This window comes from Paracoccaceae bacterium Fryx2 (assembly GCA_032334235.1).
In the GTDB taxonomy this organism is placed as follows: domain Bacteria; phylum Pseudomonadota; class Alphaproteobacteria; order Rhodobacterales; family Rhodobacteraceae; genus JAVSGI01.
In genome coordinates, this window is the sequence record JAVSGI010000005.1 from 3,096,340 (window position 1) to 3,121,942 (window position 25,603).

Below are 25,603 nucleotides of genomic sequence, written 5' to 3' on the forward strand. Positions count from 1 at the left end.
GCTGAAAATGCCTGCCCAGTATAGCGCGGGGGCATGACACGGTCATGGACTTTGGTCTGGCGTCCGTCACATCACGGAAATGTCATCCCCTTCATCGACTCGACTCTGCCGACCCTGACGCGATATCGTGAACAAAAAGAGAACGATATGGCGCACCGACGGATTCTTTCGCTGTGGTTTCCGCGACTCGCGGCGGAACGGCTGCTGCGGCAGCGCGGCGATGTGCTGCCCTTGCCCTTTGCGGTGGTGGCCGAGCGGGGCGGGGCGCAGGTGCTGGCCTCGCTGAACCCCGAGGCCGAGGCGGCGGGGCTGGCGCTGGGCCAGCCCCTGCGCGATGCGACGGCGATGTGCCCCGGCCTGCTGACCCGCCCCGCCGACCCGCTGCGCGATGCGGCGTTCCTGACGGTGCTGCGGCGCTGGGCGGGCAAGTTCAGCCCCTGGGTGGCGGAAGAGCCGCCCGCCGCGCTGGTGGTCGACCTGACCGGCTGCGCGCATCTGTTCGGCGGCGAGGCGGCGCTGCTGGCCGAGGTGGAGGCCGACTGCGCGGGGCTTGGCCTGACGGTGCGCGCCGGGATTGCCGACACGCCGGGGGCGGCCTGGGCGCTGGCGCGCTTTGCCGGGCAGGGGGTGGTGCCGCTGCGCAACGGCGACGCCATCGAACAGGAGGCGCGGGCGACGCGGTCGCGCGCCGCCAAGCGGCGGGGCTGGGAACGCGGCGGGGTCGCGCCCGTGGCCGCCGTGGAGGGGCCGCAGGGAGTGATTGCCGCGCCCGGGCAGATGCGGCAGGCGCTGGCGGGCCTGCCGATCACCGCGCTGCGCCTGCCGCCCGAGACGGTGGCGGCGCTGGCGCGGCTTGGCCTGCGCCAGATCGACGACATCACGGGTCTGCCGCGCGCCGCCCTGGCGCGGCGGTTCGGCACCCAGACGCTGCGCCGTCTGGATCAGGCGCTTGGGCTGGAACCCGAGCCGGTGGCCCCCGCCCGCGCACCGCTGCATTTCGCGGTGCGGCTGACCTTTCCCGACCCGATCGGGCTGCTGGCCGACGTGCAGGCCGGGGTGGACCGGCTGCTGCCGGTGCTGTGCGCCCGGCTGCGCGAAAAGGCGCGGGGGGCGCGGCGGGTGCGGTTGCAGGCGTTTTGCAGCGACGGGCGCTGCGAGGTGGTCGAGGTCGGGCTGGCCCGCCCCGCCGATGACCCCGACCGCATCCGCCCGCTGCTGGCGCTGAAGCTGGAGATGATCGACGCGGGCTTCGGCATCGACTGCCTGCGCCTGTCGGCGGTCGAGACCGAACCGCTGAGCGCGGTGCAGCATCGCGGCCACATCGACGCGGCCGAGCAGGCGGCGGCGCGGCAGGGCAGCGATACCGCGCTGGAGGATCTGCTGGGCAAGCTGGGCGCCCGGCTGGGGATGGACGCGGTGACCCGCCTGCACCCTGCCGAAAGCCATATCCCCGAGAAATCGGCCATCGTGCTGGCCGCCGCCTGGTCTTCCCCGGCCCCCGCCCCCTGGCCGCGCCCGCGCGCGCCGCGCCCGTTGCTCTTGTTCCGCCCCGAGCCGGTGGCGGCGCCCGGTGTGCCGCAGCTGCCGACCGGCTTTCGTTGGCGCAGGCGCGACCTGGTGGTGCGGGTGGCGACCGGGCCGGAGCGGCTTGCGCCCGAATGGTGGCTTGACGACCCCGAATGGCGCTCGGGCCTGCGCGACTACTGGCGGGTCGAGGCGACGGGGGGCGAGCGGCTGTGGCTGTTCTATGCCCACGGCGGCGAGGTGTCGGGCGGCTGGTTCTGTCAGGGGGTGTTTGCCTGAGGCAGGCCCGGCAGCGCGATGCCCCGGAACGGCGGGAAATCGGCATGGCGCGCGCGGCGCAGGGCGGGCGGCTCGGCCGGTTCCGCCCCGGCGGCAAGCAGCTTGCCGCGCGGGGCGATGTAGCTGGAAATCGTGCGCTCGGGCTCTTCGCGCCACGTCAGGTTCAGCGCGGCGCGAACCGGGAAGAACCACATCGCGGAATAGGGCAGGTGGTCATGGATCCACCACGCAAGGTCGCGCCAGTCGCGGCCCTGTTCGTATTGGTCGGCAAACCATGGGATCTGGATGCAGGCGCAGGCGCCCATCCGCCCCGCCGCGTCGCGCCGGTCCCAGATGTGGCCGGCGAACGACGCCTCGTTCCTTGCGCAGTTCAGGCCGTGGGCATTGCCGAAGGCGTTGACCGCCGGGGCGCGGTAGGCAGAGCGGATGGTGATCGGCCCGAAGGTTTCGACCAGCGGATCAAGCAGGTCGGTCGCCAGCCGGGTGCCCGCGGCAATCGCAAGGTCGGGGTCGTCGGGGATGTTGGCGATGCCGTGAAAGCTGGCAATCTCGGAATGCAGGAAGTCGCGCAGGAAGAAGTGGCGCGACAGCCGGGTGCGACCAAGGGCTTCAAGGGCGGCAAAGGTGGCGGGTCTGCGCATGGTCTGGCCCTTCCGGCTGGTGCGCCGCGCAACCTGCGGCAGAAGCGGGGCGGTTGCAAGCAACGGCGCGGCGCCACAATCGCGCCTTGCCCCCCTGCCCGTCGCCCTTTATCCCTTTGCCCAGCCATTTCGCCGGAGGATGCCCCATGATCAACAACCGTTTCGACAAGTCAAAGCTGCCCTCGCGGCACGTGACCGAAGGCCCGTCACGCGCGCCGCACCGCAGCTACTTCTATGCCATGGGAATCACCGAGGCAGAGATTCATCAGCCATGGGTGGGGGTTGCGACCTGCTGGAACGAGGCGGCGCCCTGCAACATCTCGCTGAACCGGCAGGCGCAGTCGGTCAAGACCGGCGTCAAGAAGGGCGGCGGCACCCCGCGCGAGTTCACCACGATCACCGTCACCGACGGCATCGCCATGGGGCATGAAGGGATGCGCTCGTCGCTCGCCTCGCGCGATGCGATTGCCGACACGGTCGAACTGACGATCCGCGGCCATTGCTACGATGCGCTGGTGGGCCTTGCGGGCTGCGACAAATCGCTGCCGGGGATGATGATGGCGATGGTGCGGCTGAACGTGCCGTCGGTGTTCATTTACGGCGGGTCGATCCTGCCGGGCCGCCTGAACGGCAAGGATGTCGTGGTGCAGGACGTGTTCGAGGCGGTGGGCCAGCATCAGGCGGGCAACATCACCGACGAACAGCTGGCGATCCTGGAACGGGTGGCCTGCCCTTCGGCCGGGGCCTGCGGCGGGCAGTACACCGCCAACACCATGGCCTGCGTGTCCGAGGCGATCGGGCTGGCGCTGCTGAACTCGTCGGGCGCCCCGGCCCCGTATGAATCCCGCGACCAGTATGGCGACGCCTCGGGCGTGGCAGTCATGCACCTGATCGAGAAGAACATCCGCGCCCGCGACATCGTCACCCGCAAGTCGCTGGAGAATGCGGCGCGCGTCGTGGCCTGCACCGGCGGGTCGACCAACGCCGGGCTGCACCTGCCCGCCATCGCGCACGAGGCGGGGATCGACTTCGACCTGTTCGACGTATGCGAAATCTTCCGCGACACGCCGTATTTCGTCAGCCTGCGCCCCGGCGGCACCTATGTCGCCAAGGATCTGTACGAGGTCGGCGGCGTGCCGGTCGTGCTGAAGGAACTGCGCAAGGCCGGGCTGATGCACGAAGACTGCATCACCGCCTCGGGACGCTCGATGGGCGAGGAACTGGACCTCATCACCCGCGAGGCCGACGGCAAGGTGATCTATCCGGTGGAAACCCCGATCTCGAAAACCGGCGGCGTGGTCGGGCTGCGGGGCAACATCTGCCCCGATGGCGCCATCGTCAAGGTCGCGGGCATGTCGGAGGCCGAGCAGATCTTCACCGGCCCGGCGCGGGTTTTCGAATGCGAGGAAGACGCGTTCGAGGCGGTGCAGAACCGGGCCTACAAGGAAGGCGACGTGATCGTTATCCGCAACGAGGGCCCCGCGGGCGGGCCGGGGATGCGCGAGATGTTGTCGACCACCGCCGCGCTCAGCGGTCAGGGCATGGGCAAGAAGGTCGCGCTGATCACCGACGGGCGCTTCTCGGGTGCGACGCGCGGCTTCTGCGTCGGCCATGTCGGGCCCGAGGCGGCGCATGGCGGGCCGATCGCCCTGCTGCGCGACGGCGACATGATCACCCTGAACGCGCTGACGGGCGAGCTGTCGGTGGCGCTGAGCGACGACGAACTCGCGGCGCGCAAGGCCGAGTGGAAGGGCGCGCGCCCCACGCAATACGCCAGCGGCGCGCTGTGGAAATATGCGCAACTGGTCGGGCCGACTCGTCTGGGCGCCGTCACGCATCCGGGCGCACGGGCGGAGAAGCATGTCTACATGGACCAGTAGGCTGCGGCCCGGCCTGATGCTGGCTGCGGCGGTGCCGCTGCTGGCCGCCTGCCTTGCGGCGGGCGGTGCGCTGCAAAGTCGTCCGGTGCTGGGCGGGGCGCTGACCGTCGCCGCCCCGCCGGGCTATTGCATCGACCCGGCCGGGGTGCTGGAACGGCAGGATACAGCCATCGTGCTGATCGGGCGCTGCGCGGTGACGGGCGAGACGCAGGTGCCGCAGGCCAGGGCGATACTGACCGTGGCGGTCGGCGGGGCCGGTTCGGGCGCGGGCATCTCTGGCGGGGGTGCGCAACTGGCCGCGTTCTTCAAGTCGCCGCAGGGCCGCGCCGCGCTGAGCCGCAGCGGGCGGGCGGCGTCGGTGACGCTGCACGAGGCGCTGGTGGTCGGTGACGCCTTCCTGATGCGGCTGACCGACACCAGCCCGGGCGGCGACAGCCGCGGCCAGCCCGAAAGCTGGCGCGCCGTGCTTGACGTGGAGGGACGGCTGGTGACGCTGTCGGTTTCGGGCCCCGCGGGCGCGCCGATGGACCCTGCCGCCGGGCGCAGGCTGACCGACCGCTTCCTGGCCGCGATGCAGGCAGCCAATCGGGCAAAGGTGTCGCTTTAGGACAAGTCTTGGGGATGGAATCTTCAGATCTTTCAGGCAATAAACGAATCGTTTCCGATATGGCAACAAGCCTGGGGCAGATCGGGTCGCAACGGGTTCCGGGTCTTGCAGAAACAGGGATGGGATGGGCAACAGGTTCGACACGCTGATCGACCAGGTGGTGCACAAGCGGATGCTGCGGCGCTGGGGGCGGCTGGCCGACGGGGCAAAGGCGGTCGATCTGGAATCATTGCGCGGCCTGCGCGGGCGGGCACGGCAGCTGCGCCGTCAGCTTGACCGGGTGATCCATGTTGCCGAAGACCGGCTGGCGCTGCCGGTGATCGGCTCGAACGCGATCCGCAAGCCGATGGGCGCGGACTGGGTGTGGCGGCCGGACCTGTGGCGCGGTGCCATTCCGGTGCCGGGGTTTTCCTCGGTGCCCGGCAAGGCGCAGGTCTGCGACGGTGCCACGATCTTTCACGATTGCCGCCGCTCGGAACTGACGGTGCGCCAGATCCGCAACACGCGCAACGCCGATCTGGCGCCGTTCGGTTTCCGGATGGATGTGTTCCGCTTTGACGGGTCTTTCCTGTCGCTGGTGATCGACCTGCCGGACGCGGCGGTGCAGGGGCTGAAACTGAAGCACCTGATCCGGCTGGATGCCATCGTCGAGATGGAAAAGCCGCTGGAGATCTTTGCCCGGCTGAACGTCAAGCACGGGCCGAACGTCGAACAGGTGGTGCGCGAACTGCCGCTGCGCGACGAGGAGGTGATGGTCGAATTCGATCTGGCCTACACCAAGATGAACGAGAAGCGGGTGGAAAAGATCTGGGTCGACCTGATCTTCGAAGGCCCCGAGATGAACCAGATCATCCTGCGCGACGTGACGTTCAGTCGCCGTCCGCGGGCCGAGTTGTGAGGCGGCGATGAGCGAGATCACCCTGACCAAGACACGCATCCGGGCTGGAGTCTGGGAAGGCGTGCTGACCGGCGCCGAAGGTCGCCCGGCGCTGGAGGTCCGCCATCTGGAAGCGGTGCTGCCTGGACTCGCCCTGACCGAGGTGCCCGGGCGGCCGGGCGCGTGGGCGGTGCGCGTGCCGATCCCGCCGCAGGTGCTGAGCGAGGGGGTGCAGACCTTCCTGATCCGCGATGTCGGCACCGGCGAGACCCGGGCGCATTTCACCGTGATCACCGGCGTGGCGATGGAGGATGACCTGCGCGCCGAGATCGACCTGCTGCGGGCAGAGCTTGACATGCTCAAGCGCGCTTTCCGGCGGCATTGTCTGGAGACGACCGCCTGAGCGCGGGGGCGGCCGAATTTTCTACGAAAATTCAGGTCACGGGGTCGGCGCCGGTCAGGCCATGCAAAGCAGCGGGGCGAAAACCGTGCCCGGGCAGCGGGGCGAATTTTCGTAGAAAATTCGGGGGCTGCGGGGTGACGCGGCGTTTGGCGTGACAAGGGTGCCTGCAGGCGGGCAAGCTGGCATCGATGGCAGGGAGGCCGCAGCATGACGCTTTATCCACATCTTCTGGCGCCGCTCGATCTTGGCTTCACGGTTCTGCCGAACCGGGTGCTGATGGGGTCGATGCACACCGGGCTGGAGGAGACTGGCGACTGGAACCGGGTGGCGGAATTCTACGCCGCCCGGGCGCTGGGGGGCGTGGCGCTGATGGTGACCGGCGGCATGGCCCCGAACCGCGAGGGCGGGGTGTTCCCCGGCGCGGCGGGGCTTTTCACGCCCGAAGACATCGCCAACCATCGCACCGTCACCGGCCGGGTGCATGACGCGGGCGGACGGATCGCGATGCAGATTCTCCATGCCGGGCGCTATGCCTATGGCAAGGGCTGCGTTTCGGCCAGCGCCGTCAAATCTCCGATCTCGCCCTTCGTGCCCGAGGCGCTGGATGAAGCCGGGATCGAGCGCCAGATATCCGACATCGTGACGGCGGCGGTCCGGGCGCGCGAGGCGGGCTATGACGGCGTCGAGATCATGGGGTCGGAGGGGTATTTCCTCAACCAGTTCCTCGTGACCCACGTCAACCGCCGCGAGGATCGCTGGGGCGGCAGCTACGCAAACCGGATGCGCCTGCCGGTCGAGGTGGTGGCGCGGGTGCGCGCGGCGGTGGGGGCCGATTTCATCCTGATCTACCGGGTATCGCTGATCGACCTGATCCCCGACGGCTCGACCTGGGACGAGGTCGTGCTGCTTGCGAAGGCGGTCGAGGCGGCCGGTGCCACGATCCTGAACACCGGCATCGGCTGGCACGAGGCGCGGGTGCCGACCATCGCCACCTCGGTGCCGCGTGCCGCCTTCACCTGGCTGACCGGGCGGCTGCGCGGCGAGATTGGCATTCCGGTGATCGCGTCAAACCGGATCAACGCGCCCGGGGTCGCCGAGGGCATCCTGGCCGCCGGGCAGGCCGACATGGTGTCGATGGCGCGGCCCTTCCTGGCCGACCCCGATTTCGTCTCCAAGGCCGCGTCAGGCCGGGCGGCGGAAATCGCGCCCTGCATCGCCTGCAATCAGGCCTGTCTGGACCACACGTTCAGCGGCAAGCTGTCGTCCTGCCTCGTCAATCCGCGCGCCTGCCACGAGACGGTGCTGCGCTATGACCCGGCAGCGGTGTGCAAGCGGGTTGCCGTGGTGGGGGCGGGGGCTGCGGGGTTGATGTGCGCCCTGGTGGCGGCCGAACGCGGCCATGGCGTGGTGCTGTTCGAACGGTCGGCGGTGCTGGGCGGGCAGTTGAACCTGGCGCGGCAGGTGCCGGGGAAGGAAGAGTTTCACGGCTTGGTGCGCTGGTTCGAGACCATGGTGGCCAAGGCCGGGATCGAGGTCCGCACGGGTGCCTCGGCCACTGTCGATGACCTGCGGGGTTTTGACGAGGTGGTGGTGGCAACCGGCGTGGTGCCGCGCGATCCGGTCATTCCGGGGCAGGGCGGTGCCAATGTGCTGGGCTATGCCGAGGTGCTGCGCGGTGCGCCGGTTGGGCGGCGGGTGGCGGTGATCGGGGCGGGCGGCATCGGGTTCGACGTGGCCGAATATCTGGTGCAGGCCGGGGAAAGCCCGACGCTGGACCCCGCGCTCTGGCGGCGCGAATGGGGGGTGGGAGATCCCGCGTTGCGGCCCGGGGGGCTGGCGGCCGAGGGGCCGCGCCCCGAGGCTCCGGCGCGCGAAGTCTGGCTGCTGCAGCGCAAGGCCGAAAAGCCGGGGCGCGGTCTGGGCAAGACCACCGGCTGGATCCACCGCGCCGCGCTGGCGATGAAGGGCGTCACCATGCTGGGCGGCGTCAACTACGAGGCAATCTCGCCGGAGGGCCTGCACATCAGCCACGGGCCGGGGCGAGAGCGGTCGGACCTGCTCGCCGTTGACACGGTGGTGCTCTGCGCGGGCCAGCTGCCGGAACGCGGGCTGGCCGACGCGCTGGCCGCGGCGGGTGTGGCGCATCATGTGATCGGCGGGGCCGATGTGGCCGCGGAACTTGACGCCAAGCGGGCGATCGACCAGGGCGCGCGGCTTGCCGCAGGGCTGTAGCGGGCGATTGCTGCCGCGAGTTCGACGGTATTGATGTTGCCCTCGCCATTGCTGTCGATCGAGGTCAACCGGCTGTCGGTCGGGGCCGGGTAGCCGATCTGCATCCGGGCGCACGAAAACCCGTGGGTGCCTTCAATTCCCGCGATCTTGGGCGGCCCGTCAGCGAGTGCCTGGGGCCGCAAGGCCCGGGTGTCGCAAGGCAGAGCGGGATGGCGCGGTGCATGAACGGCTTGATCGGGCAGCGGGGCAGGGGCGAAGGCCAACCTGCTGCGATTGTGCGGCGCCGTCCTTTCCGTTCTGGCGGGCCGGCGCCATTGGTCCTGATCGAGGTCCGGTCGGCCGCAGGAACGATCCCGCGGCCGGGGTGCCCGCTTCAGGCGGTCACGTCGATCTCGACATCCAGGAAGGGCGCATATTGCTGGGCGCCGAAGATGTCGCCATCGCCTGCGCTGCCCGAGGGTCGCAGCCGCAGGATGGTGAACTTGATCGCATAGGCCGGATCGTATTCGACGAAGTCGGTCAGGCGTGCCGGGTCGACGTTCAGCACGGCGCAGACGCTGGCCGGGGTCAGCGCCTGCGAGCGCTTGACCATCTCGTAGGTCGCCTTTTCGCGAAAGATGATGTCGAAGGTGATCTTGTCGGTGCCCGCGTTCTTGGAGCGGATTGTCTTGGCCAGATCGGACAGCCGGGTGCGGGTGTTCTTTTCGGTGTTCATGTGCCTATCCTCAGCCGACCATCGCGCTGTGCGTGGGAAACAGTTCCAGCGGGTCGTCCACCGCCATCGTGTGATTGAGCGTCCAGCGGTAGGCCGGGCTGGCGGCCAGCACCTCGTCCAGCACGAAGGACACGCCGCCCGCAGTGCCCTTGACATCGGGCAGGCGGGCATAGAACAACTGGCGCGTGCCGGTCATCGTGACCTCTTCGGCCATTTCGCGTGTCGGGGCGACACCCTGCACCACGACGCAAAGCTCGTGTCCGGGCTTGTCGCGCAGCGGTTCCATGTCGCCCATCACGCCGTTGCGGCCGAAGACGTTGTAGTGCAGTTCCCATCCGTCGGGGCCGAAGCGGTCGATGGTCTGCTGGCGGGCCCAGTCGATCACCGCATCGACATTGGCGATGGTATAGGGGTCGCGGATGCCCGCCATGCCGACGAACCGCTCGCCCACCTTGCCCGAACCTTCCAGCTTGACCCGGAATTCGGTGGCAGGCTCGAACGTCATGCCGGTCACGCGGGTGGTCTTTTCGGACACCTGGTCATAGGCGCAATGCGTCATGTCCAGCTTGCCGCCCGCGACGAATTCGAAGAACGGGTTCGACCGTTCATACATCGCATGGCCCGCCACCGAGGCCACGGTGCAACGCTGAAAATCGGCCATCGCGGTGACCTCGACATGATCGGCGGTGATCTCGCCCATCACGGTTTCCTTGGCGCCGTAGGGTTCGGCGCAGAACGATGCGCATTCCAGCACCTTGCCGAGGTAATAGCTTTCCGCCTGCGGATAGCCCCTGAACAGGGCGGCGGCGGCAAAGATCGCGCTGTCGGAGGACCGCCCGCCGATGATCACGTCGCAGCCATCTTCCAGCAGCTTGACGAAGGGGTGAACCCCGGCCATTGCGACGATGCGCGATGTGGCGTCGAGTTCGGCCTCGTCCAGATCCTCGCGGGCATCGAGACCGCGGATCGGCGAGCCCCCGCGGATCCTGGCGCGCACGAATTCGCGGTCCACCTCGGAATAGAACCAGCCGAGCCTGAAGGGCGCCAGATCGTGCTCTGCGGCAATCTCGCGGATCATCTCCACATACATGTCGACCCGGGAATTGGTGCCGGTATCGCCGGCCGAGCCGATCATCATCGGCACCCCGATGCGGCGCGCGGCCAGCAGCATCTGTTCCAGATCGTGCCGTTGCCATGCCTTGGGGCTGGCGCAACTGTCATTGCCCAGCGGAACCGGCCCGATGTCGTCGCTGCCGCTGTCGGCGGCAATGAAATCCGGCAGCGTCGCCACGGCCGCGTGAAAGCTGCCGGGCTTGAGCGGCGCGAAGCCGAGGTGCCCGTTCGGGCAGATGATCCGTAGCGACGCCATGTGTATTTTGCCTCTGGTTGGTTGGGTCTTTCCCCCTTAGATGCACAGGTCGTGCCATGGGCAGCCCCCGGACAAGGCGTTGTTCGGCCGTGAGAAAATCGGAAGGCGTCGGCTGCGGCATCTGCCTGCGTGCAATGCGCGCGATGCGTGGGGGAATCTCACGCCCTGTCGAGGCCCAGCTTGATGATCTGGTGCCGCAGGGCGTGGCGGCTCAGGCCCAGGTGGCGGGCGGTGTCCTGCAGGTTTCCCGCGCAACGCACCAGGGCGCTTTCGATCAGGCGGCGCTGGAACGCCTCGGTCGCTTCGCGGAACGGGCTTTCGGGCAAAGGGGTGGCGGCCGTTGCGGGGTCCGGCCCCGCGGCGACGGTGCGCAGGATGCGGTTGGGCAGGTGGTGCGGCAGGATCACGTTGTCATCTTCCAGAATGAAGATGCGTTCCAGCAGGTTTTCCAGTTCACGCACATTGCCGGGCCAGGGGTATCGGCGAAAGATCTCTTCGGTCTGGGGCGCGAGCCCCTGGATGCAGCGTTTGTAGGTGATGTTGAACTTCGTGATGAAATAGCGCGCAAGGGTCAGCACGTCATTGCCGCGTTCGCGCAGCGCGGGCAGGTTCAGCGCCACGACCTGAAGCCGGTAGTAAAGATCCTCGCGGAAGTTTCCCGCCTTCACCTCGGACAGCAGCACCTTGTTGGTCGCCGCGATGAAGCGCACATCCACCGTGGTCAGCTTGACCGCGCCGACCCGGCGGAACTGCTGGGTGTCGAGCAGGCTCAGCAGCTTGGCCTGCAGGAAGGGGTCAAGCTCGCGGATCTCGTCCAGGAACACCGAGCCGTTGTTCGATGCCTCCACCAGCCCGGTCTTGCGGTCCACCGCGCCGGTGAAGGCGCCCTTCTCGTGGCCGAACAGTTCGGATTCCAGCAGGCTTGCCGGGATCGCGGCACAGTTGATGTCGACGAATTCCTTGCCCGAGCGCGCCGAGGCCTGGTGGATCATCCGCGCCACCAGCCCCTTGCCGGTGCCGGTTTCGCCGTAGATCAGCACGGTTCGCACCGGGCTTTTTGCGACCTTGTCGATCAGGCGGTGCAAGCCCTGGATGCTGGGGTGGTCGCCCACCAGTTCGCTTCTGTAGTCTGCCATGCCCTGTTCCATCTTCCCGCCACCGGGATCAGATGGTCAGACAAACGGACTGCCACGTGCCGGTGCAGGGATTGCCCTCGCAGATGTCAACCTTGCGCAGCTTGCACGAATAGACAACCGACGAAATCGTTCCGCCATCCTGCTGGTCGGCGTGCTGGCAGATCGGGCCGGCACCCGGGGCATCGGCGGCATGGGTCGCCATCAGGCGGGCGGCACCCGCCGCATCCCAGCGGCGGCGCGGCAGGGTGGCAGCCAGCCAGTCGAAACGGGCCTGCGAGGTGTCGGCGATGGTATCGTCGCGCGGGCGCAGCGTATCGGCGGCCAGCGCGGGCGTGGTGTAGTGGTTGGTGCGCCAGACGGCATCGGGGGCCTGCGCCACCGTGACCGTCCCGGCCCCCAGCTCAACCGCCGCCAGCGCGCCACCCGCATCGGCCATCACCAGCGTGCCCCCCCCGGCGTGCGGGGCGTTGCGGATCATCGCCAGTGCCTCGGCCACCGTGGCGCAGCGCGCCAGCAGGCGGGTCATCAGGAAATAGCGCAGCCAGCCGACCCGGTGCGTGGCCACCGGCACCTGCGTGTCTGCCAGCGCGAAGCCCCGCGCGTTGAGGCCGGACGAATAGGCGCCGGGGCTGCCAAGGCTGCCAAGGCAGATCATGGCGCCCATGGTCACATCCGGCCCCTGATGCCGGGACAGGCTCTGGATGCCCAGGTGCAGGCCGGACGTGTCGCGGTTCTTGACCACCAGCGGGCCATCCGGGCCCTCGGCCGCGGCCCAGGCGCTGCACCCGTCGATCATCGCGGCCCCGCCCTTGAGGTCGCGCAGCGTTCCGAGGTGCAGGTGGCAGAACAGGTCGGGCTCGGGCAATCCGAAGGCTTCTGCGCTGCCCAGCAGTTCCGACATGCCCTCGGGGTCGTGCAGGTCATGCCAGGCCCGCTGTGCCGCCAGATAGTCCAGCGCCGCGGCATCGAGCAGACCTTCGGCGCGGGCGATGGCCACCCGGCCGACAGTCGCCAGACGGACTTTTGCCGCCAGCGCGCCGTTGCCTTGGCCGCGACCCCGCCCGTAGGGCGAGCCGACAAGATGCAGCGGCGTCATGCCCGTTCCTCTGCCAGCAGGCTCAGGCGCTCGTCAAGCCGGTGGCAGGCGGCGGTATGGCCGGGGCCCACGCTTTCGGCCAGCGGAACCTCCGACCGGCATCTGTCCACCGCCAGCGGGCAGCGGGTGTGGAACTTGCAGCCCGATGGCGGATGCAGCGGCGATGGCAGGTCGCCGGTCAGCCGCACCCGGACCTTCGGGCCGGTGCGGTCGATTTCCGGCACCGCCGACAGCAGGCTTTGGGTATAGGGATGGCGCGGATTGGACAGCACGTCATCGACCGGCCCCATTTCCACGATCTCGCCCAGATACATCACGGCCACCCGGTCGCTCAGATAGCCGATCACCGAGATGTCGTGCGAAATGAACAGGTAGGTCAGCCCCAGCTCGCGCTTCAGCTCCAGCAGCAGCGCGATGATCTGCGCCTGGATCGACACGTCCAGCGCCGACACCGGCTCGTCGCAGACCACGAATTCCGGGTTCGAGACCAGCGCGCGGGCGATGCCGATGCGCTGGCGCTGCCCGCCCGAGAACTGGTGCGGATAACGGTCAAGCTGGTTGGCCTTCAGCCCCACCCGTTCGATGATGCGTGCCACGATGGCGCGCGCCTCTTCCGGCCCCGAGGCAAGGCCGTGCAGGTGCAGCGGCAGGCCGACGATCTCGGCCACGGTGCGGCGCGGGTTCAGGCTGGCATAGGGGTCCTGAAAGATGATCTGCATCCGCCGACGCATCGTCTTGAGCGCGCTGGCATCCAGCGCCGTCACGTCCGTGCCGTCAAAGCGCACGCGGCCCAGCGTCGGTTCATGCAGCCGCAGGATGGCGCGGCCGAGCGTGGACTTGCCGCAGCCGGATTCCCCGATCAGGCCCAGAATCTCGCCCTTGGCGACCGTCAGGCTGACATCGTTCACCGCGCGCACCACGGTATGGGGCACGCCGGTCAGGCGTTCGATCAGGCCGCGGCGGCCTTCGTAATGCTTGGACAGGTGGTCGACCTGCAACAGGGTCATGCGGTGGTCTCCGGTATCAGGATGCACCGCGCCATGCGGCCGGGGCCTGCGGCGCGCATCGCGACTGGGGCAAGGCAGGCGTCGGTGCGCAGCGGGCAGCGCGAGTAGAACCGGCATTGCGGCGGCAGGCCGATCAGGTCGGGCACCTGACCCTCGATCGGGGTGATGGGCCGGCCCCGCAGGGCGATGCGCGGAATCGACCCGAGCAGACCGCGCGTGTAGGGATGCTTCGGGTCGCTGATGACCTGGGCCACCGGCCCCTGTTCGACCACCTGGCCCGCATACATCACCATCACCCGTTCGCAATGTTCGGCCACCACGCCGAGGTCATGGGTGATCAGCACGACGCTCATCCCCAGCCGGGCGCGGATGTCGGTGATCAGTTCCAGCACCTGCGCCTGGATGGTCACGTCCAGCGCCGTGGTCGGCTCGTCCGCGATCAGCAGTTTCGGGCGGCAGGCCAGGGCGATGGCGATCATGATGCGCTGGCGCATCCCGCCCGAAAACTCGTGCGGATACTGGCGGAGGCGGCTGGCGGCCGACGGAATGCCGACCAGCCCCAGCATCTCGACCGACTTGTCGCGGATGGCGCCGCGGCGGGCGCGGCCGGATGCGGGCAGCGTCTCGTCGTGGGCGTCAAGCACTTCTGCGATCTGTTCGCCCACGGTCAGCGCCGGGTTCAGCGCGGTCAGGGCGTCCTGCATCGTCATGGCGATATCGCGGCCACGCACGGCGCGCATCTGCGCCGGGGTCAGGGTGCGCAGGTCGCGCCCGTCGAACAGGATGCGGCCCTCGGCCACCCGGCCAGGCGACCGCACCAGCCCCATGACCGAGGCGAAGGTGACGGACTTGCCCGAGCCGCTTTCGCCCACGATGCCAAGGCATTCGCCGCGCTGCACCGCGACATCGACCCCGTCCACCGCCCATACATCGCCCGCCCGGGTGTGAAAGACGGTTCGCAGACCCGATACCTGCAACAGCGTGGCGGGCTCGGGCGGGGCGGCAAGGCCGGGACGGGCGTTCATTCGTGAAACCTCGGGTCGAAGGCATCGCGCAGCCCCTGGCTTGCGACGTTGATCGCCAGCACCAGCAGCAGGATGGCAAGGCCGGGGAAGGTGGAAACCCACCACGCCTCAAGGATGAAGGCGCGTCCGTCGGACACCATCGACCCCCAGCTTGCGGTCGGGGGCTGCACGCCCAGCCCGAGGAAGGACAGCGACGCTTCCAGGATGATGACATGCGCCATGCGGATCGTGGAGACCACGATCACCGGCGACAGGATGTTGGGCAGGATTTCCTTCAGCATGATGTGGCGGCTGGAGGCGCCAAGCGCGCGGGCGGCCTCGACATATTCCAGTTCGCGCACCGCCAGCGTCTCGCCCCGCACCACGCGGCAGGGGATCACCCATTCCTTGTAGGCCAGCGCCAGGATGATGTTCATCAGCCCCGGCCCCATCATCGCCATCAGGCCGATGGCAAAGATCAGGTAGGGAAAGCCCAGCAGGATGTCGACAATGCGCGAGATCACCACATCGACCCAGCCGCGCAGGTAGCCCGAAGCGAGGCCCAGCAGGATGCCGATCGTGGTGGCGACCAGGATCACCGCCGCCCCGATGAAGATCGAGATCCGCGCGCCATAGATGATCCGCGAAAGGATGTCCCGGCCCAGCGCATCGGCCCCCAGCACATAGCCCCAGTCGCCGCCCTCGACCCAGGCGGGCGGTTGCAGGCGGCGGAACAGGTCGGTGGCATAGGGGTCTTGCGGCGCGACCCAGGGCGCAAAGACCGCCATCAGCACGAACAGCCCGACGAGGACGGCGCTGCCCGCCGCCAGCCGGTTCCGCGCGAAGCTGGCAAGGTTGCGCCGGAAGATCGAGTCGGCGGGGGTGTCGATGGCCAGGCTCACAGTTTCACCCGCGGGTTGAGGACGGTGTAAAGGATGTCGGCAAAGAAGTTCAGCATCACATAGGTGACCGCGTAGAACAGCACGGCCGCCTGAACGAGCGGGTAGTTGCGCAGGAAGATGCTTTCCACCACCAGCCGCCCGAGACCCGGCCAGCCGAACACCGTCTCGACGATCATGTTGCCGCCCAGCAGGCTGCCGGTCTCGATGGCGGCGACGGAAACGGTTGGTATCAGCGCGTTCTTCAGCGCATGGCGAAACAGCACGCGGCGGCGCGACAGCCCCTTGGCATCGGCGAAGGTAACGTAATCCTGACGCAGCACTTCCAGCATCGAGGTGCGTGTGACCCGCATCAGAATGGCCGCCATCGGCAGGCCAAGGGTGATGGCGGGCAGCAGGATGTGGCGCAGCGCGTCCCAGAAGGCCGACAGGTTGCCGCGCAGCAGCGTGTCGATCAGCAGGAAGCCGGTGATGGGCACGATTTCGCTGGAATAGCCGATCCGCCCCGAAACCGGCAGGATCTGAAGGTGCACCGCGAACAGCATGATCAGCAGGATGCCGAACCAGAACCCCGGCAGCGACACGCCCAGCAGCGACCCGATGGTGGCCATCCGGTCCAGCAGCGAATTCTTGCGGATCGCGGCCAGCACCCCCAGCGGAATAGCGGTGGCCAGTGCCACGATCAGTGCGACGAGGCTGAGCTCGATCGTGGCGGGCAGACGCTCGGCGATCACATCGGCGACCGGGCGGCGGTGATAGAAGCTTTCGCCGAAATCGCCCTGCAACGCATTGCCGAGAAAGATGAAGAACCGCACCGGCACCGGCTGGTCAAGACCCAGGCCGTGCCGCAGTTGCGCTTCCTGTTCGGGGGTCACCACCTGATCCCCGATCATGATCTGCACCGGATCGCCCGGTGTCAGCGCCATCATCACGAAGGCGATGAGGCTGACACCAAGCAGGACGGGCACAAGTTGCAACAAACGCTCTATCAACTTGCCAAGGCTCATGCCCGGTCTCCTTTTTCGGGGATCAGTTTACGCAGGCATCGTGCAGGTTGATCCGGCTGTCGGCGCTGGGCTGCCAGCCGCTCAGGCGCTTGGACACGCCGTAGATGTCTTGCGGCACCCAGAGATAGACGTAGGGCAGGTCGGCGTTGATGATCAGTTCCGCCTCGCGGTAAAGCCCGGCGCGCTTGTCCACGTCCAGCTCGACCGCCGCGGCATCCAGCAGCGCATCCAGCGCCGGGTTGGCGTAGCCTGCCGAATTGCCCCGGTCGTTGCTGCGGTGGGTGGGCGTGAAGATGTCGAACGGGTCAAGCGAGCCGTTGCCCCAGCTGGTGAAATACATGTCGCCGGACTTGGGCTTGCCCGCCGTGCGCCATTTCTCGGTCAGCTGCGCGCTTTCGCCCACCGCCACGGTGGTCCGGATGCCGACCTTGGTCAGCAGCGATGCCACGGCCTCGGCGGTATCCTTGAAAGCGCTTTCGGCATCCATCGTGATGTCGATGCCGTCGGGAAAGCCGGCCTCTGCCAGCAACGCCCTCGCCTTTTCGGGGTCGTAGGCGATGTCGGGCAGGTCGCTGGCACCAAAGGCGTCCGGCGACAGGATGCCGTCGATCCGGGCCGCGTTGCCGTCGAGGATCCTGTCGATGATGAGATCGCGGTCGATGGCGTGCGCGGCCGCCTGCCGGACCTTGGGATCATCGAAGATCTCGCCTTCCATGTTCATCGCGATGAAGAAGCTGCGGGTGCCGTTCACCGTCATGACATCGGTGGTCCCGGTGGCCTTGACCTGGGCGATGGAGAACGTCGGCAGTTCGTTGATGATGTGGACATCGCCCGCCAGAAGCGCCGCAACCCGGCTGGCGCTTTCGGGAATGATCTTGAAGATCACGCGGTCGACACAGGCCTTGCCGACGGGCGGAATGTCGGTGGCCCCGCCGTAATAGTCTTCGAACCGTTCCATTATGATCGCATCGCCCTTGCGCCATTCGGCCAGCTTGAAGGGGCCGGTGCCGTTGACCTGCGTTGCAAGGCCGGCCGTGCCGACGCGCTCGATGAAAGCCTTCGACACGATCTGCTGGTTGGGCAGCATCGCGGGCAGGATCGGCCAGGGTTCCTTGAGGTTGATGCGGACCGTGGTGCCGTCGAGCACCTCGACCGAGGCCACCGGCCCCATCAGGCTCTGGCGCGGGCTGGTCTGGCCGTCGCCCATCGCGCCTTCGACCGTAACCCGGTCCAGCGTGAACTTCACGTCCTCGGCGGTCATCTCGGTGCCGTCGTGGAACTTGATGCCGCTGCGGATCTTGAAATCGTAGACGGTCGGCGAAACCTGGGTCATCGATTCCGCGATCTCGGGCACGACGACCATGTTCGCATCGCGGGTCAGAAGCCCGTCGTAAAGATTGCGGATCACGGTTTCGGTTTCGCGCTTGCGGTGGTTGGCCGGATCGAGCGTATCGGCATCAAGCGTGAAGCCGACGATCAGATCTGCCGCCTGCGCCGGAAGGACCGGGCAGAGCGCCAGCGCAGTGGCCGTCATCAGGCGCTGCAATGTGGTCATGTATCGTCTCCCTGTGGTTCTGCGATCAAGGCGTCGCATTGCGTCCGTGGTAGGTGGACATTGTTATAGATGCACAAGTCATGCCATGGCGCGACGCGGCGAGGCCGGTCAAAAATCCCGGCGATTACCGGACCTTGTTGCGGTCCGGCGGGGGCTCTGTGGCGTGTCCTGCGCCGGGCGCGTGCAATCCGCGCGCGGCAGGCTTCTTTTCGCGCATGGCAGCGGGTGCCGACCGGTCATCGGGTCCGGTTCTGCGGCATCTTGCGCCCCGAGGCGGAGGGGATGCGCAGCTGGCCCCGGTATTTGGCCACGGTGCGACGCGCCAGCGCGATGCCGTTGCCCTGGAAATGCCGCGCGATGTCGATGTCCCGCAGCGGGTCGTGCGGGTCTTCGGCGGCGATCAGGACTTTCAGGGCGTGCAGGATGGACCCCGTGGCCACGCCCGGCCCCGGTCCGGTTGCGGCCCGGGCGGCGCTGAAGAATTCCCGGAACCGCAGCGTGCCGCGCGGGGTGGCCACCAGCAGGCCGCTGGTCACGCGGCTGACGGTGCTTTGATGCATATCGATCATCCCGGCCACGTCCGCGAAGGACAGCGGCCTGATCCGCGCCGGGCCGTGCGCCAGAAAATCGCCCTGCCGCGACACGACGGCCTCGGCGATGCGCAGGGTTGTGGCATTGCGGCGCGAAACCGTGCGCTGCAGCCATCGGGCCTCGCGCAGCTTCGCGGCGTCGGCACCGGGCATTTCGCGGACCTCGATCGCAGGCAGGGTGGACCGGTTGAGCGCCACCAGCCAGCCTTTCGGCCCCCGGTTCACGACAAGGTCGGGTTCGGTGATCGGCGGCGGCATCCCGTCGAAGGCGGTGCCGGGCTTGGGGTTCATGCCGCGCAGCACGCGCACCATCTGTTGCAGGCGGTCGCTGTCGCAGCCGCAGCGATGCATCAGCCGGGTCAGGTCGCCGCGCGCAAGATCGGGCAGGTTTTCCAGAAGGCAGGCGAAATCCGGTGTCAGCACGCCAAGGTCAGCCGCCTGAAGGCGCAGGCATTCCGCAAGCGAGCGGGCAAAGAGGCCGGCGGGTTCGATCTGCTGCAACCGGCCGAGAACCGCCGTGGCATGATCCGGGGTGCAGCCGCAGGCCCGGGCAATCTCGGCCGGGCCGCACGACAGCCAGCCGCTGGGTTCCAGGGCTTCGGCAAAGGCATGTGCCACCCGATGATCCGCCGGATCGCGCAGCAGCAGGCTGATCTGGGAAAACACGTGCCGCAGCAGCCCGTCGGGCGGCGCTGCGGCCTGATGGGCGGCATCCGCCCCGTTTCCCGTCATCCTGCCGGATGCCGGAAGGGCGGGGGTTGCCTCGCCCGGCAGCGGTGCCGTCTGGGCCAGCGCGTCGTCAAGCCAGTTTCGCGCGCCGGACTGGACGAGCGTCACGTTGATGCAGGGGTTTGCCCGGGCAAGCAGGATCAGGTGCCCGGCCAGCGCCTGATTATCGAACCGCAGCAGGTTGATGGCGTGGCGCAACTGCGCCGTCATCGCCAGCGATCGGGATTGTCGGGTCTGGAATGCCGTCCGAATGTCCATTCCGCGCCTTCCGGGGCGCCGAGTCCGCGCTTTTGCTGCCGGAAGTCAGGATAGGCCGGATAGGCCCGCCCCGCAACCTTGGGCTGGTGCAGCGGCTGGCCGTTCCGGTCGCCGCTGCAGCCTGGTCGGCGCGGCCCGATCAGCGGGCGGTGCAGCCGCCATCGACCACCGGTTCCGCCCCGGTGATGACCTTCGCCTCGTCCGATGCGAGCCAAAGCACGGCATGGGCGATGTCGTCCGGCTCGCCCATGCGGCCCGGCGGGTGCAGCGCGCCTGCTGCCGCCTTTGCGGCCTCAGGGTCGCCGCCCGCCGCGCGCAGGGGATTTTCCACCATCGGTGTCCAGAAGGCGCCGAAATCGCCCGGCACGCATCAGTCCGCGCCGTCGCGGCCCGGCTGACCTTGCAGCAGCAGCCCTGCCTGTCGATTGCGCGACACCAATTTCTGTGCAAAGGTTTTCACGGGTTGTGCCGGAGGAGAGCATCGCCCGCCATGGGAGGAGTCGCCCGGTCAGTCCGGAATTGGCGTGGGGCTGCAGCGTCCCGCTTCCTCATGGTCCGAACGCTGATGACTCTGGGAGGAGCACCATGTCGCGGATCGAAACGCCCAGCCACACCCTGTCGATCAAGTCCGCATTGGTGATCGACGATCATCCGCTGTATTGCGATGCGCTGGCCATGATGATGGAGACGATCTTCAACACCCGCCGGATACGTTCGGCGACCTCGCTTGGCGATGCGATGGAACAGCTTCGCAAGCGGTTTTCGCCGGATCTGGTGCTGCTTGACCTGAACCTGCCGGATGTCTCGGGGCTGAGCGGCTTTCTCAAGATCAAGGAAAAGGTGCCCGACGTGCCGGTGATCGTGATCTCGGCGCTGACCTCGGAAACGGTGATCCATTCGGTGATGGCGGCGGGGGCGGCGGGCTTTATCCCGAAAGAGATCGGGCGGCAGTCGTTCCAGGATGCGATGATGGAAATCTGGGACGGCAAGACCTATGTGCCGCCGGGATACTCGGCCGCGCCCAAGGCGCCGGCGGCGGATACCTCGATCACCTCGATCTCGCAGAAGATCGCCGACCTGTCGCAACAGCAGAACCGCATTCTGGGCCTGATCTGCAAGGGCAAGCCGAACAAGCTGATCGCGTTCGAGATGCAGCTGGCCGAGGCCACGGTAAAGGCCCACATCACGGCGCTGCTGCGCAGGCTGGGGGTGCAGAACCGGACGCAGGCGGCGCTCTTGATGCGCGAAGCGTCGATCCGGCACAGCCTGCAGTGACACGGTCATGCCCGACGGCAGGCAAGACAGCGGTGTGATGACCCCGGGCGTCGATCTGGGCCAGAACGAGGCGCAGGCGGTTCGCATCGGCGTTTCCTATTGCACCGATGCCTTCGCGGCGGTTGCCGACATCGCCGCCCAGATCGCCGGTTCGACCCCCAGTTTCGTGCTGCTGCTGGTGCCCGGCACGCTTGACCTTGACGCGGTGGCGGCGGCCCTGCCTGCGGGCCTGCCCGGGGTGGTGGTGTTCGGCTGCACCTCGGCCGGGCAGATCACGCCGCGCGGCTATGAAAACGATGCCCTGGTCGCGCTGTCGTTCCGGCGCAGCCATTTCCGCGTCGCCTCGCGGCTGCTCAAGCCGCTGTCGCCGGTGTCGATCGCCTCGGTCGTGGCGCAAGCCGAACGCATGGCGGCCCAGTTTCCGGCCACGCCGGGGCGCGGGCGGCTGGCGCTGATCTTTGCCGACGGGCTGTCGAAGCAGGAGGATATTCTGGTGGCCGCGCTGGAGGCCGGGCTGAAGGACATTCCGGTGTTCGGCGGGTCGGCCGCCGACGGGCTGGTGTTCGAACGCACCCATGTGCTGCATGGCGGGGCGTTCCACACCGATGCGGCGCTGCTGCTGCTGCTGGAAACCGACCTTGCGTTCCGCGGGCTGGGCTTCGACCATTTCCAGCCGACCGGCAAGCGCATGGTCGTGACCTGCGCCGTGCCCGAGGAACGGCTGGTGCTGGAAATCAACGGCGCCCCCGCCGCACAGGAATACGCGCGGCTGGTCAATGTCGCGGTGGAAGACCTGTCGCCGATCATCTTTGCCGAAAACCCGGTGCTGGTGCGCAACGGCAATATCTTTCACGTCCGCGCCATCCAGCAGATCCACCCCGATGGCGGGCTGACCTTCCTTTCCGCCATCGACAACGGGCTGCTGCTGACGCTGGGGCAGGGAAAAGAAATCATCCGCACGCTGGACGCCGGGCTGGCCGTGACCGACGAGCACGGCCACGCGCCCGATTTCATCCTTGGATTCGACTGCTTCCTGCGCAAGCTCGAGATCGAGCACAAGGGCCTTGCCGCGCAGGCATCCGACCGCTTCCGCAGGCACCGGGTGATCGGCTTCAACACCTTTGGCGAGCAGCACCTGGGGGTGCATGTGAACCAGACCTTCGTCGGCGTCGCCTTCTTCCGCCCGAACGGAGGCCCGCGGATGTGATCGACCCGACCGAACCACCCGAGGTCCAGATTGCCCGGCAGGCCCGGATCATCGAGGCGCTGATCCAGCGCGCCGACCGGGGCCATGTGGTCGGCGGCACGGCCTATTCGCTGTTCCAGTCGGCCATCGCGCTGCAGGCCACCATCTGGGAGAAGACCAAGGATCTGGAAAAGGCGCTCGACACGCTTGGGCGCGCGTCGAGCGAGCTTGAGGTCGCGCACCAGACGCAAGAGCGGATGCAGAAGAACCTGGCTGACGCCATGGTGGCGATGGAGGGCGGCTTCGCGCTGTTTTCCGACGACCGGCTGCAGGTCTGCAACGCGCTGTTCCGGCGGCTCTTGCCGGATGTGGAACCGATCATCCAGCCCGGGCTCAGCTTCACCGACTATCTGGTGGCGGTCAATGCCAGCAAGCACCTCAGCCATCAGACCGAGGCCGGGGGCGGGGCGGCGCCCGGCCGACTGCTGGGGTCGGCCAGCCGGCGGTTTTCGTCGGTGGTGATGGCGTTGCAGAACGACCGCTGGTTCCAGATTTCCTACCACCAGACCAGTTCCGAAAACACCGTGGTGCTGCAGACCGAGATCACCGACATCGTGCGCGAGAACCGGCGCGAGAAGAAGCAGATCATCGACCGGCACGCGCATTTCATCCAGGCGGCATTCGATCACATGTCGCTGGGCATCTGCACCTTTTCGGCGCAGGGCGTGCTCCTGGTGCGCAACGCGCGCTTCGGCAACCTGCTGGGCGTGCCCCTGTCGCTGCTGAAGAAGGGCACCGCCTTCCAGCGCATCGTCGAGCATGTCGAACGCTTCGAGGTACTGGACCGCCAGAGCCGCCGCCCCGAGTTTGCGGGCTGGTTCAAGGCGCTGCTGCGCGGCGAGGCGGTGCAGGAACGGTTTCGCCGCAGCGACGGGATGAGCCTGGATCTGCGCATCCATGCCCTGCCCGACGAAGGCTTCGTCGTCTCGATCATGGACGTGACGGCCGAAACCGATGCCGCCGAGGCGCTGGAACGCCGGGTGCAGGAACGCACCGCCGAACTGACCGAAGCCAACCGGCTGCTGCAGATACAGTCCGCCGAACAGGCCGCGACCCAGGACGCGCTGCGCCTGGCGAAAGAGGCGGCGGAGGCGGCGCACACCTCGAAAACGCGGTTCCTCGCGGCGGCGAGCCACGATCTGCTGCAACCGATCAATGCGGCAAAGCTGTATATCTCGACCCTGCAGGAAACCGTGTCCAACCCGGCGGCGCGCGAGACGGTCAGCCGACTGGGCCGGTCGTTTTCCTCGATCGAGTCGCTGCTTCATGCGCTGCTGGACATCTCGCGGCTGGACAGCGCCGCTGCAGAGTTCAACGTGACCTGCTTCAGCCTGCAAAACCTGATGCAGGCGCTGGCAGAGGATCTGGCGCCGCTGGCGGCAGAAAAGGGCATCGAGCTGCGCATCGTGCCCTCGACCCGCTGGGTGACCAGCGATCAGCGATACCTGCTGCGCTGCGTGCAGAATCTGGTGGTGAATGCGATTCAATACACCGACCGCGGCCGCGTGCTGGTCGGCTGCCGCCTTGACCGCAAGCACCTGCGGATCGAGGTCTGGGATACCGGGACCGGCATTTCCGAACCCGATCAGGCGCGGGTGTTCACCGAGTTCACCCGGCTGGGCGAGCCGGGGTCGGGCAGCGGCATGGGGCTGGGGCTTTCCATCGTCGAGCGCGCCTGCCGCCATCTGGGCCACAAGGTGCGGCTGGTGTCGCAGCCCGGGCTTGGCTCGATGTTCTCGATCGAGATCCCGCTGGCGAAACCGGCGGTTGCGGCCAAGGCCGAGGGTCAGCAGCGCGACCTGGTGCCGGAAGGCAGCCTTGACCTGATCGTGATGCTGGTCGAAAACGACGCGGACGTGCTGCATGCCACGACGCAGAAGCTGGAAAGCTGGGGGGCGAGCGTGCTGGCGGCACCGTCGACCGAAGCCGCGCTGACGCTGATGGAGGCGATCGGCACCGCCCCCGACATCATCCTTGCAGATTACCAGCTTGACGGCGACGACAGCGGCACCAGGGCGATTGCCGCCCTTCGCGCGCAGGCGGGGGTCGAAATACCCGCGATCATGATCACCGCGAACCGCAGCAAGGCCCTGTTCCGCATGGGGTCGGAAAAAGGGTTCGACGTGCTGACCAAGCCGGTGCAACTGGCACGGTTGCGGGCGCTGATCGACTGGAAGACCCGCCGCCGCGCAGGATGACGCAAGTACCGACAAAGGTCGCCGGTGACAGCGGCGCCCGATGGTCTAGGCTGTGGGCAAAGAGGGGGGACTTTCATGCGGCATGTGCTGGGGCTTCTTTGGCTGTGCATCGGGCTTGGGGCCGCGCCGGTGGTTGCGGGCGAAACCTATGACCTCCTGTTCCGGCAGGGTGCGCTTGACGGGGTGGCCGCGGTCGGCGGCGGCCTGACCTATGATCAGGAGACCTCGGTCCCCGCCGCCGGGGCTGGGCCGCAGGACACTGTGCTCGACCTGCGCTTCGCGCCGGGCGACAGCGTGGTGGCAACGCTGCGGCAGGGGGAGAGGTCGCGCGGGGTGGGCACCTTTCCGGCGTCGGTCGGCAATCCGGTGATCATGTATTTCATGGAGACCGCGCTGCGCGACATGGCGCAGCAGACCGCCGGCAGCCCGTTCTACATCCGCAACCGGATGAAGGATTCCCTGCTGCACGAGGCCCTGATCGAAGCGGTGTCGGTGCCCTTCGGCACGCAGGAGGTCGCCGCCCGGCGGATCACGCTGAAGCCCTTCGCACAGGACGCCGCCCGCGACCGGATGGGGCAGTTTGCCGATCTGGCGCTGACGGTCACCGTGTCCGACGAGGTTCCGGGCTGGTATCTGTCGCTGGTCGCCACTGCCCCGGCGCTGCCGGGTTCCGGTGCCCCGGCCTATTCCAGCGCCCTGACCCTGATGACCGCAGCAGAGGCCGCGCAATGATCCGCGCGGGGCTGATTGCCGTTCTGGCGGCTGCCGCGCCCGCAATCGCGCAGGACATGGCCGCGCGGCTGAACGACTACCCGACCGAGGCCCGCGCCGACTATGTCTTCGGATGCATGGCGGCGAACGGCCAGAACCGCGAGGTTCTGCGCAAATGTTCCTGCTCGATCGACGTGATCGCCTCGATCCTGCCCTACGAGAAGTATGTCGAGGCGGAAACCGTGCTGTCCCTGCAGCAGGAAGGCGGCGAGCGGATGGCGATGTTCAAGTCGTCGCCCGGCCTGAAGCTGTTCGAGGCAGATCTGCGCCGGGCGCAGGCCGAGGCCGAGATCCTGTGTTTCTGA

At 67.9% G+C, this 25,603-nt stretch carries 23 protein-coding genes; 11 read left to right on the top strand and 12 right to left on the bottom strand.

The window, feature by feature from the left end; all coding sequences use genetic code 11:
* Positions 1-147: 147 nt before the first annotated feature.
* Entirely contained in the window at positions 148-1,803 is a 1,656-nt protein-coding gene (locus tag RNZ50_24185) for a DNA polymerase Y family protein (protein ID MDT8858073.1), read from the top strand.
* Here RNZ50_24185 and RNZ50_24190 read toward each other — a convergent pair.
* The gene (locus RNZ50_24190; GenBank protein ID MDT8858074.1) at positions 1,785-2,444 is read right to left on the bottom strand and encodes a hypothetical protein; all 660 of its coding nucleotides are present in this window, start codon (positions 2,442-2,444) and stop codon (positions 1,785-1,787) included. The two genes, RNZ50_24185 and RNZ50_24190, sit on opposite strands and share 19 nt — an antisense overlap.
* A gap of 146 nt (positions 2,445-2,590) precedes the next feature.
* Here RNZ50_24190 and ilvD point away from each other — a divergent pair, with 146 nt between their 5' ends.
* From ilvD to RNZ50_24215, 5 genes are all read left to right on the top strand, one after another.
* Positions 2,591-4,324: a dihydroxy-acid dehydratase gene (gene ilvD, locus RNZ50_24195; protein ID MDT8858075.1), complete on the top strand. Its 1,734-nt coding sequence runs from the start codon at positions 2,591-2,593 to the stop codon at positions 4,322-4,324.
* Positions 4,305-4,931 carry a cation transport ATPase gene (locus RNZ50_24200; GenBank protein ID MDT8858076.1) on the top strand — a complete coding sequence of 209 codons (627 nt, stop codon included), beginning with the start codon at positions 4,305-4,307 and terminating at the stop codon, positions 4,929-4,931. Before ilvD ends, RNZ50_24200 begins: the two co-directional genes overlap by 20 nt.
* Before the next feature lie 124 nt (positions 4,932-5,055).
* On the top strand, positions 5,056-5,829 hold the full coding sequence (locus RNZ50_24205) for a DUF6478 family protein (protein ID MDT8858077.1): 774 nt from the start codon (positions 5,056-5,058) through the stop codon (positions 5,827-5,829).
* A gap of 7 nt (positions 5,830-5,836) precedes the next feature.
* Positions 5,837-6,211 (top strand): hypothetical protein, encoded by a 375-nt coding sequence (locus RNZ50_24210; protein MDT8858078.1) that lies wholly within the window; start codon positions 5,837-5,839, stop codon positions 6,209-6,211.
* 207 nt (positions 6,212-6,418) lie between these two features.
* Positions 6,419-8,443 carry an NADPH-dependent 2,4-dienoyl-CoA reductase gene (locus RNZ50_24215; protein ID MDT8858079.1) on the top strand — a complete coding sequence of 675 codons (2,025 nt, stop codon included), beginning with the start codon at positions 6,419-6,421 and terminating at the stop codon, positions 8,441-8,443.
* Positions 8,444-8,816: 373 nt separating this feature from the next.
* Here RNZ50_24215 and RNZ50_24220 read toward each other — a convergent pair whose 3' ends face one another.
* The 11 genes from RNZ50_24220 to RNZ50_24270 all read right to left on the bottom strand — a co-directional run bounded on the left by RNZ50_24220 (position 8,817) and on the right by RNZ50_24270 (position 20,175).
* Positions 8,817-9,158, bottom strand: coding sequence for a DUF4387 domain-containing protein (locus RNZ50_24220; GenBank protein ID MDT8858080.1), 342 nt, complete (start codon positions 9,156-9,158; stop codon positions 8,817-8,819).
* A 10-nt stretch (positions 9,159-9,168) separates the two neighbouring features.
* Positions 9,169-10,527: an acyclic terpene utilization AtuA family protein gene (locus RNZ50_24225; protein MDT8858081.1), complete on the bottom strand. Its 1,359-nt coding sequence runs from the start codon at positions 10,525-10,527 to the stop codon at positions 9,169-9,171.
* Between the two features lie 158 nt (positions 10,528-10,685).
* Positions 10,686-11,663: a sigma-54 dependent transcriptional regulator gene (locus RNZ50_24230; GenBank protein ID MDT8858082.1), complete on the bottom strand. Its 978-nt coding sequence runs from the start codon at positions 11,661-11,663 to the stop codon at positions 10,686-10,688.
* 28 nt (positions 11,664-11,691) lie between these two features.
* Positions 11,692-12,759 (bottom strand): C45 family peptidase, encoded by a 1,068-nt coding sequence (locus tag RNZ50_24235; GenBank protein MDT8858083.1) that lies wholly within the window; start codon positions 12,757-12,759, stop codon positions 11,692-11,694.
* A complete protein-coding gene (locus RNZ50_24240) occupies positions 12,756-13,766 on the bottom strand; it encodes an ATP-binding cassette domain-containing protein (GenBank protein ID MDT8858084.1) in 1,011 nt (336 codons plus the stop codon). Before RNZ50_24240 ends, RNZ50_24235 begins: the two co-directional genes overlap by 4 nt.
* Entirely contained in the window at positions 13,763-14,791 is a 1,029-nt protein-coding gene (locus tag RNZ50_24245) for an ABC transporter ATP-binding protein (GenBank protein MDT8858085.1), read from the bottom strand. The genes RNZ50_24240 and RNZ50_24245 overlap by 4 nt, the downstream gene beginning before the upstream one ends.
* On the bottom strand, positions 14,788-15,672 hold the full coding sequence (locus RNZ50_24250; protein MDT8858086.1) for an ABC transporter permease: 885 nt from the start codon (positions 15,670-15,672) through the stop codon (positions 14,788-14,790). The genes RNZ50_24245 and RNZ50_24250 overlap by 4 nt, the downstream gene beginning before the upstream one ends.
* Positions 15,669-16,676 carry an ABC transporter permease gene (locus tag RNZ50_24255; GenBank protein ID MDT8858087.1) on the bottom strand — a complete coding sequence of 336 codons (1,008 nt, stop codon included), beginning with the start codon at positions 16,674-16,676 and terminating at the stop codon, positions 15,669-15,671. Before RNZ50_24255 ends, RNZ50_24250 begins: the two co-directional genes overlap by 4 nt.
* 22 nt (positions 16,677-16,698) lie before the next feature.
* The gene (locus RNZ50_24260; protein ID MDT8858088.1) at positions 16,699-18,231 is read right to left on the bottom strand and encodes an ABC transporter substrate-binding protein; all 1,533 of its coding nucleotides are present in this window, start codon (positions 18,229-18,231) and stop codon (positions 16,699-16,701) included.
* 236 nt (positions 18,232-18,467) lie between these two features.
* The gene (rpoN, locus tag RNZ50_24265) at positions 18,468-19,808 is read right to left on the bottom strand and encodes an RNA polymerase factor sigma-54 (protein MDT8858089.1); all 1,341 of its coding nucleotides are present in this window, start codon (positions 19,806-19,808) and stop codon (positions 18,468-18,470) included.
* A 139-nt stretch (positions 19,809-19,947) separates the two neighbouring features.
* Complete coding sequence (locus RNZ50_24270; protein MDT8858090.1) at positions 19,948-20,175, bottom strand: SDR family oxidoreductase; 228 nt, start codon at positions 20,173-20,175, stop codon at positions 19,948-19,950.
* 218 nt (positions 20,176-20,393) lie between these two features.
* Between RNZ50_24270 and RNZ50_24275 the strand changes: the two genes are divergently transcribed.
* From RNZ50_24275 to RNZ50_24295, 5 genes are all read left to right on the top strand, one after another.
* Entirely contained in the window at positions 20,394-21,083 is a 690-nt protein-coding gene (locus RNZ50_24275; protein ID MDT8858091.1) for a response regulator transcription factor, read from the top strand.
* A gap of 37 nt (positions 21,084-21,120) precedes the next feature.
* Positions 21,121-22,290, top strand: a complete 1,170-nt coding sequence (locus RNZ50_24280) for an FIST N-terminal domain-containing protein (protein ID MDT8858092.1) — start codon at positions 21,121-21,123, stop codon at positions 22,288-22,290.
* Entirely contained in the window at positions 22,287-24,527 is a 2,241-nt protein-coding gene (locus RNZ50_24285) for a hybrid sensor histidine kinase/response regulator (GenBank protein MDT8858093.1), read from the top strand. Before RNZ50_24280 ends, RNZ50_24285 begins: the two co-directional genes overlap by 4 nt.
* Before the next feature lie 75 nt (positions 24,528-24,602).
* On the top strand, positions 24,603-25,259 hold the full coding sequence (locus RNZ50_24290; GenBank protein MDT8858094.1) for a hypothetical protein: 657 nt from the start codon (positions 24,603-24,605) through the stop codon (positions 25,257-25,259).
* A complete protein-coding gene (locus RNZ50_24295) occupies positions 25,256-25,603 on the top strand; it encodes a hypothetical protein (GenBank protein ID MDT8858095.1) in 348 nt (115 codons plus the stop codon). Before RNZ50_24290 ends, RNZ50_24295 begins: the two co-directional genes overlap by 4 nt.

Excerpts from the sequence above, each read along its gene's own strand:
- RNZ50_24185 (MDT8858073.1), top strand. The coding sequence starts at position 148 with ATGGCGCACCGACGGATTCTTTCGCTGTGGTTTCCGCGACTCGCGGCG.
- RNZ50_24190 (MDT8858074.1), bottom strand. The coding sequence starts at position 2,444 with ATGCGCAGACCCGCCACCTTTGCCGCCCTTGAAGCCCTTGGTCGCACC.
- ilvD (MDT8858075.1), top strand. The coding sequence starts at position 2,591 with ATGATCAACAACCGTTTCGACAAGTCAAAGCTGCCCTCGCGGCACGTG.
- RNZ50_24200 (MDT8858076.1), top strand. The coding sequence starts at position 4,305 with ATGTCTACATGGACCAGTAGGCTGCGGCCCGGCCTGATGCTGGCTGCG.
- RNZ50_24205 (MDT8858077.1), top strand. The coding sequence starts at position 5,056 with ATGGGCAACAGGTTCGACACGCTGATCGACCAGGTGGTGCACAAGCGG.
- RNZ50_24210 (MDT8858078.1), top strand. The coding sequence starts at position 5,837 with ATGAGCGAGATCACCCTGACCAAGACACGCATCCGGGCTGGAGTCTGG.
- RNZ50_24215 (MDT8858079.1), top strand. The coding sequence starts at position 6,419 with ATGACGCTTTATCCACATCTTCTGGCGCCGCTCGATCTTGGCTTCACG.
- RNZ50_24220 (MDT8858080.1), bottom strand. The coding sequence starts at position 9,158 with ATGAACACCGAAAAGAACACCCGCACCCGGCTGTCCGATCTGGCCAAG.
- RNZ50_24225 (MDT8858081.1), bottom strand. The coding sequence starts at position 10,527 with ATGGCGTCGCTACGGATCATCTGCCCGAACGGGCACCTCGGCTTCGCG.
- RNZ50_24230 (MDT8858082.1), bottom strand. The coding sequence starts at position 11,663 with ATGGCAGACTACAGAAGCGAACTGGTGGGCGACCACCCCAGCATCCAG.
- RNZ50_24235 (MDT8858083.1), bottom strand. The coding sequence starts at position 12,759 with ATGACGCCGCTGCATCTTGTCGGCTCGCCCTACGGGCGGGGTCGCGGC.
- RNZ50_24240 (MDT8858084.1), bottom strand. The coding sequence starts at position 13,766 with ATGACCCTGTTGCAGGTCGACCACCTGTCCAAGCATTACGAAGGCCGC.
- RNZ50_24245 (MDT8858085.1), bottom strand. The coding sequence starts at position 14,791 with ATGAACGCCCGTCCCGGCCTTGCCGCCCCGCCCGAGCCCGCCACGCTG.
- RNZ50_24255 (MDT8858087.1), bottom strand. The coding sequence starts at position 16,676 with ATGAGCCTTGGCAAGTTGATAGAGCGTTTGTTGCAACTTGTGCCCGTC.
- RNZ50_24260 (MDT8858088.1), bottom strand. The coding sequence starts at position 18,231 with ATGACCACATTGCAGCGCCTGATGACGGCCACTGCGCTGGCGCTCTGC.
- rpoN (MDT8858089.1), bottom strand. The coding sequence starts at position 19,808 with ATGGACATTCGGACGGCATTCCAGACCCGACAATCCCGATCGCTGGCG.
- RNZ50_24275 (MDT8858091.1), top strand. The coding sequence starts at position 20,394 with ATGTCGCGGATCGAAACGCCCAGCCACACCCTGTCGATCAAGTCCGCA.
- RNZ50_24280 (MDT8858092.1), top strand. The coding sequence starts at position 21,121 with ATGACCCCGGGCGTCGATCTGGGCCAGAACGAGGCGCAGGCGGTTCGC.
- RNZ50_24290 (MDT8858094.1), top strand. The coding sequence starts at position 24,603 with ATGCGGCATGTGCTGGGGCTTCTTTGGCTGTGCATCGGGCTTGGGGCC.
- RNZ50_24295 (MDT8858095.1), top strand. The coding sequence starts at position 25,256 with ATGATCCGCGCGGGGCTGATTGCCGTTCTGGCGGCTGCCGCGCCCGCA.